This window comes from Amphibacillus sp. MSJ-3 (genome assembly GCF_018919165.1).
In the GTDB taxonomy this organism is placed as follows: domain Bacteria; phylum Bacillota; class Bacilli; order Bacillales; family Amphibacillaceae; genus Amphibacillus.
Genome location: NZ_JAHLQM010000044.1, coordinates 1 through 14,961, shown reverse-complemented (window position 1 = coordinate 14,961; position 14,961 = coordinate 1). Strand labels below are relative to the sequence as shown.

Below are 14,961 nucleotides of genomic sequence, written 5' to 3'. Positions count from 1 at the left end.
TCCATGAGAAGACCTCTTTTCAAATGTTAGTCGCGAAACTTACATTTATATTAGAGTGTCTTCTCTTTTTTTGTCTAGTATTTTGATTTAAGTATCATTGAGAAACATTATACACATACTTACAATAATAACCTTTGGATAAAAATTCCATTCATTATTCAGGACAAATTTGACCATATTATACTTATTATCTTTTTTAGAAGAGGTTATGTTAATGAAAAAACTAATGATTTCTGTCCTTCTCACTTTAATATTATTTCCTGATCTCGTTTTATCTGCTGAAGAAACACAGTCACATTCAGAGAGACAAGCTATCTATATAAAAACTGAAATACTCAGCCAAATACCCTGGTACTATTTAGCGGCTATCGATCAATACGAGCGTCAAATTCATCGCGATGAGCGGTTAATCTCAATTCGCTTTCCTGATCACTATTGGTTTGGTATCACTAATATAAACAACGATCCAGATCAACAATCCATAATCATCCATAGGGGCTTAGGGCAAGACGGAAATGGTGATGGTAAGGCTGACCCAAATGATCCTGAAGATCAACTCTATACTATGGCCTGTTATTTATCAACTTACGGTATAACCGAATCCCAAATCCATCAGGCTTTATGGGATTATTATCAACGACCTTTGGCTGTTAAAACCATTAAACAAAATGCCAAGATTTATCGTACATTTAAAACAACAGCACTCGATGATGTATCCTTCCCAATTCCTAATCATTTCAACTATAGTTACCGAAGCACTTGGGGCGATGCCCGAGGTTTTGGCGGGAGACGTATTCATGAAGGGACTGATATTTTCGCTGATTATGGAACTCCAGTTAAAGCAACTACTTATGGAACAGTAGAGATTAAAGGCTGGAATCAATATGGTGGATGGCGAATTGGTATTCGCGATTTAAATAATATTTACCATTACTTTGCCCACTTAAATGGTTTTGAAGCGGGATTAGAAGTAGGAAGCATTGTTGCGCCCGGTGATGTCATTGGCTATGTGGGCTCAACCGGTTATGGACCACCTGGAACTTCTGGAAAATTCCCACCACACCTCCATTATGGTATGTATAAAGATAATGGAGAAAATCAATGGGCTTTCGACCCTTATCCTTCTTTAAAAAAAGCAGAAAAACAATAGTTGACGATTGATTGAAGGAAGTTGGACATCAGTTAAAAACTAATTGATTTAGTAATAAACGCAAAAATAAAACCGCATGAAATCAAGCTTTTAAAATCTGATTTCATGCGGTTTATGCATTAATATAGGGTTTTGACCCAGCCTCTTTTTTCTAAAAAATTATTTTGCTGATTTAAAGGCATGTATAATACTAGCCACTAATCCACCCCAAATAATTAACATTCCGATAATCATCATAACAATTGCGGATACTGACATACTTTTCTCTCCTTATTATTACTTTTCATTTGGCCATTTTAGCATTGTGATAAAAACACCAAATACCATTGCACCAATAACAACCATCCAACCAAAGTTAAATAAAAATTCACTCGGGTAGTCACTATAATTACTAATCATATCTGTTCTCAGGTTCTGAATCATCATATAACCTAATACAAATGGTGTAATAAAACGTAAAGAAAACTGCCACCATGGGCCGAGTAAAATATCTGATACACGGTCAGCATGTAATTGCAAATTATTAAGTTCACGTGCAAACCAAGCGATTGCTACAACTTCTATTAAGCCAACTAATGCAACCCCATAATTATTAATAAAATAGTCAACTGTATCAAGTAAAACTAAACCACCTTGTGTGGCATACAATATTGAGACAACTGCTGCTAGTCCAACACCTATTGTTACTGATGCCCGACGTGAAATATTAAACTTCTCTTGAAGACCTGCAATATAGGTTTCGTTTATCGACACCATTGATGACAAGCCGGCTAAAACAAGTGAAGCAAAGAATAAAAATCCGAACAGAGCCGGTGCCGGCATCTGACTAATGATCTTAGGAAAAACCATAAATGCTAAACCAATTCCACCTTCGACCACTTCTGAAACTTCTTGACCTGTTTGAGTTGCCATAAATCCTAAGGCAGAGAAAACACCAATTCCAGCGAGTAATTCAAACGAAGAATTAGAGAAACCTGTAATAAAAGCATTATTCGTAATATCTGACTTTTCAGGTAGGTAAGATGAAAATGTCACCATAATCGCAAAACCAATTGATAAACTGTAAAATATTTGTGAATAGGCCGAAACCCAAACAGATCCATCCATAATTGAAGACCAATCCGGCTTAAAGAAGGCCTCCAAACCAGACAATGCACCCGGTAGAGTAACCGCCCGAATAACGATTAAGGTAAAGCAAATTAATAAGAGTGGAATAAAAATTCGATTAGCGAACTCAATTCCATTTTTAACTCCCCTAAAAAGGATGATAAAGACAATAAACCAAATTATAATGATTGGAATTAATACACTAGGGACAATTGATCCAAATGTACCTGGTTCGATTTGATTCAAGAAATCATTTAAAAAGAATGCTTCTGGGTTATCCCCCCATGCCTGTGAAAGTGAATAGTAAGCATAGGCACTTGCCCATGCAACAATAACTGGATAATAAGTCGAAATAACAAATGAAATAGCAATCTGCCACCAACCAATCCATTCCATCCCGCTGCTGATTCGTTTAAATGCACGTGGCGAAGAACTACGATATTTATGTCCAATTGTAAATTCCATGATTAGCATCGGAATTCCAGCTGTTAATAAGGCAAATAAGTAAGGGATGAAAAAAGCACCCCCTCCATTTTCATAGGCTACAGCTGGAAAACGCCAAATATTACCTAAACCTATTGCAGACCCCATTGCTGCTAATAGAAATCCCAAACGTGATCCCCATTGCGATCTATTTTCCATATCTATTTCCCCCTTGATAGAAAAAGAATATTCTGACTATTAACTTTATACACTTAAATATATAGTATATCTTACATTCGCCGGATAATTGTTTTTTGATGAGGACAGCGGTTATTTGCCCCATCAAAAGGACATCATTCAGATAAACTAAGCAGACTTTAACTGACTGTTATGCCTACTTATCAATCTTAGTATTGTTCAAAATTCAAAGTAGATGATGACAGTCAGTTAAGGTAAAAGAAAAGGCACTCAGTTAATCGTTCAAATATTTACTTTTTTCTGATATTTATCGATTATATCGGTTAGTTAGGTATATGTCAAAGCCTTTTTTGTGAACATTCGGAAAAAAGTAGGCGGGGTAATTGCTCATTCCCTCACCTACTTTTTAGCCATTCATCCGATTCAAATTAAGTAAAGATACCTTGGATATATTTTTTTATAAGATGATTTGATTGGGCGGTATTGTCAAGGGGTAAGGCAGATGTCTGCAGAAACTTTATCATCGGTCAAATCCAGTTACCGCTCCCAATCATATAACAGCATGGTGGAATTGGCAGACGCGCGGGACTCAAAATCCCCTGTCCACCCATTAGGATTTGTCGATCCTACTCCCACCGCCGCCACGCTACATATCTTAGGGATAATCAATAAAATCTTCGATTGTATCTATTCGTAGTTAAATTGTACTTTCAAATACTCATTCAACAGGTTCTAGTGGAATTGATAAAGACATATCATCATCAGGGTTCATATTATAGTATAAAGGGACTTCTCCACTATAACCGCCACTTCCAATCGGGATTGATTGATCAATTATCGCTGTTTTCGAGCCAAAAGGAATAATTGTTTTTATTTCAACATTGATATGGACTATAGGTTCAATATGGACACTATTTATCTTCATTCCAGTTATAAGTGTTTCCACCTCTGTGTTCACAAATCCAATCACTTCTAAATTAACAGGGATCTTAGGCCCTAGATTAGCTAATAAAGGAATGCCAAGAACTTGCCCGAGGGGAATTTCAACTAAATTTGCCTGTTGCCGAACCTGGTCAATCTCTGATTGACTTAATTCCAACTCTAATAAATCTGATTCATCTGGGATAACTCCCTGTTCAAGTAAATGAAGAAATTTCTCTACCCGAAATTGTATATTGCGTTGAATGCGTGTCTCTAGAGCTGCGTTTACTTGATAACTCACTACCCGACCATTTTGGTCATACTCAAAGGTAATCAATTCTCCCAGTTCTAAATCCTCGTTTATCTTTTTACCTATTGCAATCCCCATTGCCATATTGGCATATTGTTCATTTCTCGTCTCAGCAATCTCCAATAAAATAGGCTTTATTCTATTATTCACATAAAAAATACTAAGTAAAGTGATTACACAAAATAAAACTGTTGTCAGCGCCAATACATCACTCTTCGAACTTATAAATCTTCTTTTTCTTCGCCACACAACAATCCCTCCTAAAATAGAATATGCGCATATTAGGAAGGATAGTATTAGTAAATGATTATCTTCAAAATTTAGCTTCGAACTAAAAAGTTACGATAGTCATTGAAATTTAGTTTTGTTTATTTAACTCCCTCGATTAACACGGACATTGTTATAAGGAGGTGAAAAATTACAATCAAATTATGACTTTTCTGCAATTTCTTTAAGCGTTACCTTTAAGAGATCGCGCATAAACTCTGGCATAAAGAACTTCTTTGATTGGGCACGTGAAATTTGTGGTGATAAATGACCAAATGTAAACATATCAGCTGTTGCTAGCCGATATTTCTTTTTTACATTTAAGGGTTCATTCCCTATCCATAAACTTTCAACATATGCCTTCCCTTCATCATCATGTTCTAATTCAAAGTCAATATCTGCATATACTAAAGTTCCCATCACTTTACCACGGAATCCATAGCCTTTGACATGATTTTGCTGGTATGCCTTAGTCAATCCTGCCCTAACAATCTCTAATAACTCCTGACCAGTTATAACAACTAGACAAGGATTAATCGGGTGTGGACAATTTTTATGCACATCTAATTCAGTAACAATTCCCTGATCAAAACCCCCCAATAGAATACCAGCATTTAACATCGCAGCATCTGCATTTGTCCAATTTTTTAAAGTGTGCACTAATTGTTTAATCAAATAGGTTTCTTTAAACCAATCAACTTCAAGTGGCCTTGTTAGGGTAACAACCTCTTTATTCATTATTCGCTTTGTAGTTAACCTCTGCTTGTTCAATAATTCAGTTGTTTTACTATCCTCTAAACCATCAGGAACTGGGTGTGCAGCAGCTTTTTTACCTACTAAGCTTTGTGTATCATGATCCCAAGACAGTTGAATTTCGCCTACATAAAAGCCTGATTTTCCAACTGCTGTTAAAATCGATTGATTACGGTGTTCCTCTATTTCAAACAAATGATGTGTATGTCCACCAATAATCACATCTATTTCAGGAAATTGTTCAGCAATCATTTCATCCTGATCAATACCTAAATGTGATAACAGAAGGATAATATCACTGTTCTCTTCAATTTCCTTGATATACTTAGAAAGCGTCACGAATGGATCATCAATATCCCAAGCTAAAGGATTATAAAAAGCAGTGAATGGAGCGGTTAAACCAATAACAGCGATCCGCACACCAGAGTTTGTTATTAAGATCTCATATGGCTTTAACCAACTTGGATTAGGATCAATTCGACTAAATAGGTTTGCACAGACAACACTGAATTCAGCTTGATCATATAGTTGATAAAGCTCCTTCTTCGTTAAAGTAATTCCTTCATTGTTTCCTAAAGTAACCACGTGATAGTGAGCCTCATTTAATAGTTCGACATTCCCCTTTCCCTTCAAGGCCTCGGTTATAGGATTCATACGATCAATGTGATCACCATTATCTAATATATAATAACTCTGGTTTTTGTTTTTCCGCTCAATTACTCTTTGATTTAAAAAATGAACAATTTTTGGCCAATTATCAAAATAACTATGTAAATCACTAGTAAAATAGAAAAAAATCTCTTCCTGCATCTCACATACCCCTGTCCAAATAACAATTTCATCTATAAAAAATCAGGTTTTAAAATCAACAATGATAAACCTTATTAAACATTATAACGAAAGATGACTATTAACAAAATAAATCTTTACTCGGTAGCGGCTTTTCTATTACTATTAAATAGGATTAGATGAATAAATCGTGTTTTTGCTGACTATTGGTCTTTCACTTATCATCCCATGGTTCCACTTCTGTGATTGTGGTGGGACTTTTATACTTAAAGTCAATTTGTTTTGCGGAAAAAGTAAATACAGACAAAAAATAAATACCCTTGCCACAAAGGTTGTTGTGACAAGGGTTAGAGTTGTTATCCAATGCTTCCTTCCATTTCGAACGAGATTAGTCGATTCATCTCAACAGCATACTCCATTGGTAATTCTTTAGTGAACGGTTCGATAAAGCCCATAACAATCATTTCGATTGCTTCCAACTCTGGAATTCCACGGCTCATCAAATAGAATAATTGTTCTTCTGATACTTTAGATACTTTTGCCTCATGTTCAAGTGAAATATTCTCATTTAAAATTTCATTATATGGGATCGTATCTGAAGCTGATTTATTATCCATAATCAACGTGTCACATTCAATATTAGCCCGAGCACCATCAGCTTTTCGACCAAAGTGAACCATACCACGGTATGATACTTTCCCACCATGTTGGGAAATTGACTTGGACACAATCGTTGATGATGTATTAGGTGCTAAATGAATCATCTTTGCTCCAGCATCTTGGTGTTGGCCCTTACCTGCTAAAGCAATTGACATCGTTGTTCCTCTTGATCCTTCACCTTTTAATAAAACAGATGGATATTTCATCGTCAATTTTGAACCAATATTACCGTCAATCCATTCCATTGTTGCATTCGCATCACATATCGCACGTTTTGTTACCAAGTTATAGACATTATTTGCCCAGTTCTGAATCGTTGTATAGCGACAATAAGCGTCCTTCTTAACGAAAATCTCCACAACTGCACTATGAAGGGAATTCGTTGTAAAGACTGGAGCGGTACAACCCTCAACATAATGTACAGAAGCTCCTTCATCTACAATGATCAGTGTGCGTTCAAACTGTCCCATATTCTCTGAGTTAATTCTGAAATAAGCTTGTAATGGTGTATCAGTTTTTACACCTTTTGGTACATAAATGAATGACCCACCAGACCATACCGCAGAATTAAGTGCAGCGAATTTATTATCTGTATAAGGGATAACCTTACCGAAATACTGTTTGAAAAGTTCCTCATGCTCTTTTAACGCTGAATCGGTATCAAGAAAAATAATACCCATTTCTTCTAAATCTTCTTTCAAACTTTGGTAAACAACTTCAGATTCATATTGAGCAGATACACCCGCAAGATATTTCTGTTCTGCTTCCGGGATACCAAGCTTATCAAATGTTTGTTTAATCTCTTCAGGAACCTCATCCCAGGAACGTTCTGACTTTTCTGATGGCTTCACATAATATGTGATTTCATCAAAATCAAGTTCAGATAAATCGCCACCCCATTGTGGCATTGGCTTACTATAAAAATGTTCGAGTGCTTTCAAACGATAGTCTAGCATCCATTGAGGTTCTTCTTTCATTTTAGAAATCTCTTCAACAACCTTTTTCGTTAGTCCTTTTTCCGTACGAAAAATTGAGACATCTTTATCATGAAATCCATATTTATATTCTCCTACACTAGGTGCGTTATTAGCCATGATAGCCCTCCTTATTAGTTATCGTATACGTAGAAAACTAAATTTTATTTTTGTTTAACGGCCTTTTCCATTGCCTTCCATGCTAAAGTTGCACATTTAATTCGAGCCGGAAACTTTGAAACACCCTGAAGTGCTTCAACGTCACCCATATCCAAGTCAGTCACTTCAACATCTTCACCGAGCATCAATTTAGAAAAGTAATCAGCCATACTCAAAGCTACCGATAGCTTTTGCCCTTTTATCGCTTGTGTCATCATTGAAGCAGAAGCTAAACTAATTGAACACCCTTCACCATCGAATTTAACATCTTTTATTTTATCATCCTCAACGATTAAATAAAGCTGAATCCGATCTCCACAAGTAGGATTATTCATTTCCAACGTTAACGCCTCTTCTGACAACGAACCGCGATTTCGAGGGTTCTTATAGTGATCCATAATAACTTGTCGATATAAAGTGTCTAAATTGTTAAAAGACATTGGTGAAAAACTCCTTTGTTTTCTGTAATCCGGCCACGAATCGATCAACATCTTGCTTTGTATTGTATAAATAAAAGCTTGCTCGTGCAGTAGCTGTCACACCTAACCATTTCATTAAAGGTTGTGCACAATGATGTCCAGCACGAACAGCGATTCCTTCTGCATCTAAAACCGTTGCTGTATCATGCGGATGAACGTCCGCTATATTAAATGTGATTAATCCAGCACGGTGTTCTGGTCCATAAATATCTATTCCATCGATTAACTTTAATTGCTCAATCGCATAGTCAACCAATTCCCGCTCGTGTAAAGCGATTTGATCTAGACCAATCTCTGTCAAATAATCAATTGCGGCAGCAAGACCGATTGCTCCTGCAATAATTGGGGTACCCCCTTCAAATTTCCACGGGAGGTCCTTCCAAGTTGAATCATAAAGATCAACAAAATCTATCATTTCACCGCCAAATTCAACAGGTTCCATTTGTTCTAACAAAGCTTTTTTGCCATATAAAACACCAATCCCTGTTGGGGCACACATTTTATGACCTGAAAAAGCATAAAAGTCACAGTTTAAATCTTGAACATCTACTTGAAGATGTGGTACACCCTGTGCTCCATCAACCAATAAGACGGCGTCATGTCGATGAACGATTTCAGCAATTTCCTTGATTGGATTAATTGTTCCTAAAACATTCGAAACTTGTGTAATAGCAACAATCTTCGTTTTATGGGTTACGATTTTTTCTACTTCAGCTAGTGAGATCGTCCCATCAGATTCTAACGGAATATATTTCAATGTTGCACCTGTTCTTTTGCTCAACTGTTGCCAAGGAATCAAATTACTATGATGTTCCATTTGGGTAATGACAATCTCATCATCCCTTTGGATATGTTGAGACCCGTAACTACTTGCAACAAGATTTATCGCCGTTGTGGTTCCTCTAGTAAAAATAATTTCTTCTCGATGCTCTGCATGAATAAATTGTTTAACCCGGTCACGAGCATTCTCATATTGTTCTGTTGCACGCGTTCCAATCGTATGCACGCCTCGATGAACATTAGCATTATCCATCCGATAATAAGAATTAACGGCCTCAATAACTCGGTTTGGTTTCTGTGCAGTAGCAGCAGAATCTAAATAAACAAGCGGGAAACCATTTACTTCTTGTTCTAATAACGGAAAATCTGCACGAATGGCTTTAATATCCATTTTAATAGACTTTCCCTTCGATAACATCTGTCAATTGTTTTCTTACTGCTTCAATTGGAATGCTATTAACTACTGGTGCTAAGAAACCATGAATAATCAAACGTTCGGCTTCCTTCTTAGAAATTCCCCGACTCATTAAATAGTAAAGTTGGAGTGGGTCAACACGTCCAACCGAAGCTGCGTGTCCTGCCGTTACATCATCCTCGTCAATCAAAAGAATTGGGTTTGCATCCCCACGTGCATCTTTACTCAACATAAGAACGCGAGACTCTTGTTCAGCATTTGCTTTTGTTCCACCGTGTTCAATTTTCCCAATCCCGTGGAAAATAGCAGTTGCACGCTCTTTCATTACACCATGTTGTAAAATGAGACCGTTTGAACGTTTACCATGATTGACAATTTTAGCAGTAAAGTTTTGAATTTGATCACCACGACCGACAGAAACAGCTTTTGCGTAACAAAACGAATCATCACCTAGTAAATGAGTCACATTTTCTGAAATGGTATCCCCATCATTCATCTGGCCAAGCGCCCATTCTATTCTTGCATCTCGTTCAGCGACTCCTTGACGGTTAATATACGAAGTTGTTCCCCGAGCAAAGTGATCGACTGATCCATATGAAATAGATGCATTATCTTTAGCGATAACTTCGGAAATAACATTTGCTACCGTTTTGGTTTCTTTATGATCTGATAAGTAATTTTCAACATAAGTCACCTGACTATTCTCTTCAGCCACAATAATAACATGATTAAAAAATGCTAAGTTCTCATCTTCTTGCCAGAAGATCGATTGAACAGGTTTCTCAATAACAACATTACGTGGGACATATAAAAAGACACCACCATTCATTAAAGCAGCATGAATAGCTGTTAATCTATGTTCATCAACAGTAACCGCCTCAGTTAAATAATATTTCTTAACTAAATCAGGATGTTCCTGCATGGCTGTAAAAATATCGGTGAAAATAACACCTTTCTCTTTTAAATCATCCGATAAGGCTTGATAACTATTTTTTTGATTTCGCAAAATGACCAAATTTTGATCATCATTTGATAGATCGACAAACTTTTTAATGTGATCAGGCAAATCAGCTAAAGAAGAGATTTCTTCAGCTTCTGCTTGGTGTGAAAAACTTGAAAAATCCCATTGACTAATATTTGTTTTATCAGGTTTTGGCATCTCAAGCTTTTGAGCTTGTGTGATTGCATCCGCACGAAGTTTTTTCATCCAATCGGGCTCATTATTTTGACTTGAAAAATTTTCAATATAATCGAGTGTATATTTCTCCAACATTTCAACTGACATTTAATCTCTCCTCTCTATTAAGCGTCTTGACCAACAGTTTCATCTTCAATGCCTAATTCTTGTTTAATCCAGTCATAACCTTCACTTTCTAATCGTTCAACGAGTTCTCTACCACCGGATTTAACAACACGTCCTTGCATCATAACATGAACATGATCAGGTGTTACATAATTTAATAGTCTTTGATAGTGAGTGATAATTAAGCAACCGAAAGCTTCATCTCTTAACTTATTAATTCCTTTTGAAACGATCTTCAAAGCATCTATATCAAGTCCTGAGTCAATTTCATCTAATATACCAATCGCCGGTTTTATTAACATTAATTGAAGGATCTCATTACGTTTTTTCTCTCCACCTGAGAAACCTTCATTTAAATAGCGTTGTGCCATATTTTTATCAATATCAAGGAAATCCATTGCTTGATCCATTTCCTTAATAAACTTCATTAGAGGGATTTCATCGCCTTCTTCACGATGGGCATTAATTGCAGAACGTAAAAAGTCGGATGTTGTTACACCACTGATTTCACTTGGATATTGCATCCCTAGAAACAGTCCAGCTCTCGCACGTTCATCCACGTCCATTTCTAGTACATCTTTGCCATCCATCAAAATGGAGCCTTTTGTCACCTCGTAATTAGGATGCCCCATAATAGCAGAAGCAAGTGTGGACTTACCTGTACCATTTGGACCCATAATGGCATGGAATTCTCCGCCCTTTACAGTTAAGTTTACCCCTTTTAAAATTTCCTTACCTTCAATTTCAACATGAAGATCTTTAATTTCTAAAGTAGACCCTGACATAATCTATACCTCCAAAATGAATATTTTATTATTAAAGAACAGTAAGTTTATACCATTCTCACTTTATTCTCATTACAATCTTATACTATTTCAAATCTAATATCAAGATTTCAGTATGGTTAATTAGGTTTTCATACCTAATAGTATAAAAACGTCTTTTTCTTTATTATCATAACACATATAAGTGATAAAGCCTAAATGAACCCATTCAAATCTTATCATTGAGTAACGATATACAAAAACCCCTTTTCTTTAATATCGAAAAGGGGTTATGATTTCGAAGTGATGATTATCAATCACATCACTTAATTGTTAATCATTCATTCCTCAATAAATTAATTATCTCCTTGATAAGGAAAGACTTCTCCACCATATTGTTCATTAATAAATTCATGAATTTCTTCTGATTGAAGCGCTTCTACTAATTTTTGTAATGCTTCATTATCTTCATCCTCTGCTCGAGCAACAACAATATTTACATATTGACTATCATCACCTTCAAAAAATAAGGCATCATCCAACGGTGAGAGATCAGCCTCAATGGCATAATTCGCATTAATAACTACGAGTGTATCTTCTTCATTTTCATATGCCTGAACTAAAAACTCTGGATTAACATCAGGTGAAAAAGTTAAATTTAACGGATTATCAATAATGTCATCAACTGTTGCAACAGATTTCGTTACATTCTCATCTAAAGTAATCAAACCATTTGCTTCGAATAAAGACAAAATTCTTCCATGGTCGGGTACATTTCTACTAATAATAACTTCTGTTCCTTCTTTAATATCATCAACGCTGGCTATCCCTTTTGAATAGACACCGATTGGTTCAATATGAACACCACCAAGATTGACAATGTCATACCCTTTTTCATCGATTGCAGCTTCAAAGAACGGTATGTGTTGGAAGAAGTTAGCGTCTAACTCTCCACGTGATAAATCTTCGTTAGGCAAAGCATAGTCTGTATATGTTTCAATTGTTAATTCAATCCCTTGTTCAGCAAGAAGTGGAGTAACCTCTTCCAATAGCTCAGCATGTGGCACACTTGTCGCCCCTACCTTAATTTCTACAGTCTCATTATCTGTTGAACCTGTGTCAGTAGAGTCACCCTCTCCACACGCAACCAATAATAGACTTGTTACAAGCAAAATAAATATACTCAGTTTTTTCTTCATTTTTCAATCTCCCCTTTATAATATTTTTTTATATAAAGTAAATCTGCAATCAAGGTTGGAAATCCCATCACCCCAATTGTTAGATTACCTTATTAATTATGACTTCTTTTCTAAAAGGTATAAACAGCCTAAGACTAAGTATAAAGTAAATCATTACTCAGCGGGCGTAAGGGTGTTAGAAAATAAATAACCCCTTACTAATTACTATTTTTACATAAACTGTTCAAAAATTATCGTTTATCAATTTTCTTTGTTATAAAATCACCAATGACTTGAAAAATAAATACGATCAAAATGATTAGAACTGTACAAGCAAAGACAATATCAAAGGCATATCTAGTGAACCCATAAAAATAAGCGTAATCACCTAATCCTCCTGCCCCAATTACTCCAGCAACAGCGGTATATCCGATTAGGGCAATGGCAGTCACTGTTAGACCTGAAACTAGGGCTGGCATTGACTCTTTTAAAAGAACCTTCCAAATAATCGTTGATGTCTTCGCTCCCATAGATTGAGCCGCTTCAACGACACCTTTATCAACTTCGCGTAATGCGATTTCAACTAAACGTCCATAGAAAGGAGCAGAGCCGATAATTAAGGCTGGGATTGCTGCATTAGGCCCTCTGAAAGTACCAAATAAGAAAACCGTAAATGGAATTAGTAAAAAAATTAAAATAATAAATGGGATTGCTCTGAAAATATTAACAAAGGCAGAGAATACAAAATGAACCACTCTATTCTCCCAAATTCCTCCTGATGAAGTTAAATAAAGCAATAAACCAAGTACAATTCCTAATAACAAGGTACCGACTAAGGCAATGAAAGTCATATAAAAGGTTTCCCCAGTTGCCACAACTAAATCTGACCAATCAACATTAGGAAGTAAATTAGTCATGATGAATCACCTCCACTTTAACAGTTGTTGAACGAATAAAGTCAATCGCTTGCTTCATAACTTTATCGTCACCGATTATTTGAATGTAGAGCGATCCATAAGGCCCTGCTTGTGTCTGTTTGATATTCCCTTGTAGAATATTTACTTCCACATCAAAAGTCTTCGCTACCTTACTAATTAAGGCATGGCTTGCTGTTTCGCCAATAAATTGTAATTTTAGAATTTGACCTGAAGATATTGTTTGAATTAATGATTCCACAGTTATTTCATCATCTGGCTTACCCATCACCTGTTCAACAAACTTCTTTGTTACAGGCTGTTGTGGATTTGAGAAGACATCAAGTACGGTTCCTTGCTCAATCACCCGTCCATCTTCCATCACAGCAACATTATGACAAATCTTCTGAATTACATGCATTTCATGGGTAATTAAAATAATCGTTATGCCCAATTTTTCATTAATATCAACAAGTAGTGATAGGATCGCGTCTGTCGTTTCTGGGTCTAATGCTGATGTAGCCTCATCACATAGTAATACTTTCGGTTGGTTAGCTAATGCTCGGGCTATGCCAACACGCTGCTTTTGGCCACCACTTAGTTGGGAAGGATAAGCATCCTCCTTGCCAGTTAAACCCACTAATTCGATCAACTCACTTACTCTTTTTTTTCGTTCTGGTTTGGAAATACCGGCAATTTCTAATGGAAAGGCAATATTCTCACTCACTGTTCGTGACCAAAGTAAGTTAAAATGTTGAAAAACCATACCCATTTCCTGTCTAGTTACGCGCAGGTCATCTTTATTTAGATTGGTAATCTCTTGACCATCTACAATCACCATTCCATTTGTCGGCTCTTCCAAACGGTTAATCAAGCGAATAAATGTACTTTTACCAGCCCCGCTATAACCGATCACACCAAAAATTTCTCCAGATTCAATCGTTAAATTAATATCATCTACTGCTTGAACGCTCTGATCGTCCGTTTCAAAAATTTTGGACAATTGTTTTATTTTAATCATCTAACTCCCTCACTTATACGCCTATTTAAAAAACGTCTTTCTGTTCAAGGAGAACAGAAAGACGTTGGTATTAACATGCAAAGTCTTCTTGCTCTCTCATCTACCGAAGTATACACCTCACAGGAATTGGCACCATTTTAAACATCATTCGTTTAACGGTTGCCGGGTTTCATCGGGCCAGTCCCTCCACCACTCTCGATAAGAGTATCGAACATATAATTAGTTAACTGTGATCATAGCATGAGATTGCAGAAGTGTCAATTGTTTTTTTATTCAAGTATGTGTCAATATTTTCTCGATGTTGTTTTCATAACAGTAAGTTAGACACTCTAATATTGTACACCATTAGCTACCGCGCTTCGCTTGCTCGCCGTTTAGGTAGTGTGACGTTATTAA

General features: G+C 36.3%; 13 protein-coding genes and 1 riboswitch. Of the genes, 1 reads left to right on the top strand and 12 read right to left on the bottom strand.

The window, feature by feature from the left end:
• Positions 1–214 precede the first annotated feature (214 nt).
• Complete coding sequence (locus KQI76_RS10820; protein WP_216400315.1) at positions 215–1,150, top strand: M23 family metallopeptidase; 936 nt, start codon at positions 215–217, stop codon at positions 1,148–1,150.
• Between the two features lie 159 nt (positions 1,151–1,309).
• Here KQI76_RS10820 and KQI76_RS10815 read toward each other — a convergent pair whose 3' ends face one another.
• The 12 genes from KQI76_RS10815 to KQI76_RS10760 all read right to left on the bottom strand — a co-directional run bounded on the left by KQI76_RS10815 (position 1,310) and on the right by KQI76_RS10760 (position 14,565).
• Complete coding sequence (locus KQI76_RS10815) at positions 1,310–1,408, bottom strand: methionine/alanine import family NSS transporter small subunit (protein ID WP_216400314.1); 99 nt, start codon at positions 1,406–1,408, stop codon at positions 1,310–1,312.
• Positions 1,409–1,426: 18 nt separating this feature from the next.
• Complete coding sequence (locus KQI76_RS10810) at positions 1,427–2,899, bottom strand: sodium-dependent transporter (protein WP_216400313.1); 1,473 nt, start codon at positions 2,897–2,899, stop codon at positions 1,427–1,429.
• 697 nt (positions 2,900–3,596) lie between these two features.
• The gene (gene yunB / locus KQI76_RS10805) at positions 3,597–4,358 is read right to left on the bottom strand and encodes a sporulation protein YunB (protein ID WP_371817678.1); all 762 of its coding nucleotides are present in this window, start codon (positions 4,356–4,358) and stop codon (positions 3,597–3,599) included.
• A 180-nt stretch (positions 4,359–4,538) separates the two neighbouring features.
• Positions 4,539–5,939 (bottom strand): bifunctional metallophosphatase/5'-nucleotidase, encoded by a 1,401-nt coding sequence (locus KQI76_RS10800; protein ID WP_216400312.1) that lies wholly within the window; start codon positions 5,937–5,939, stop codon positions 4,539–4,541.
• A 335-nt stretch (positions 5,940–6,274) separates the two neighbouring features.
• Entirely contained in the window at positions 6,275–7,672 is a 1,398-nt protein-coding gene (gene sufB / locus KQI76_RS10795; RefSeq protein ID WP_216400311.1) for a Fe-S cluster assembly protein SufB, read from the bottom strand.
• A 44-nt stretch (positions 7,673–7,716) separates the two neighbouring features.
• Entirely contained in the window at positions 7,717–8,151 is a 435-nt protein-coding gene (gene sufU / locus KQI76_RS10790) for a Fe-S cluster assembly sulfur transfer protein SufU (RefSeq protein ID WP_216400310.1), read from the bottom strand.
• Positions 8,141–9,361 (bottom strand): cysteine desulfurase, encoded by a 1,221-nt coding sequence (locus KQI76_RS10785; protein ID WP_216400309.1) that lies wholly within the window; start codon positions 9,359–9,361, stop codon positions 8,141–8,143. Before KQI76_RS10785 ends, sufU begins: the two co-directional genes overlap by 11 nt.
• Position 9,362: 1 nt before the next feature.
• Entirely contained in the window at positions 9,363–10,670 is a 1,308-nt protein-coding gene (sufD, locus tag KQI76_RS10780; protein WP_216400308.1) for a Fe-S cluster assembly protein SufD, read from the bottom strand.
• Positions 10,671–10,687: 17 nt separating this feature from the next.
• Positions 10,688–11,473, bottom strand: a complete 786-nt coding sequence (gene sufC / locus KQI76_RS10775) for a Fe-S cluster assembly ATPase SufC (protein ID WP_216400307.1) — start codon at positions 11,471–11,473, stop codon at positions 10,688–10,690.
• A gap of 335 nt (positions 11,474–11,808) precedes the next feature.
• Complete coding sequence (locus KQI76_RS10770; RefSeq protein WP_216400306.1) at positions 11,809–12,651, bottom strand: MetQ/NlpA family ABC transporter substrate-binding protein; 843 nt, start codon at positions 12,649–12,651, stop codon at positions 11,809–11,811.
• A gap of 230 nt (positions 12,652–12,881) precedes the next feature.
• On the bottom strand, positions 12,882–13,547 hold the full coding sequence (locus KQI76_RS10765; RefSeq protein WP_216400305.1) for a methionine ABC transporter permease: 666 nt from the start codon (positions 13,545–13,547) through the stop codon (positions 12,882–12,884).
• Complete coding sequence (locus KQI76_RS10760) at positions 13,540–14,565, bottom strand: methionine ABC transporter ATP-binding protein (RefSeq protein ID WP_216400304.1); 1,026 nt, start codon at positions 14,563–14,565, stop codon at positions 13,540–13,542. Before KQI76_RS10760 ends, KQI76_RS10765 begins: the two co-directional genes overlap by 8 nt.
• A gap of 93 nt (positions 14,566–14,658) precedes the next feature.
• Positions 14,659–14,770, bottom strand: a riboswitch (SAM riboswitch).
• Positions 14,771–14,961 lie beyond the last annotated feature (191 nt).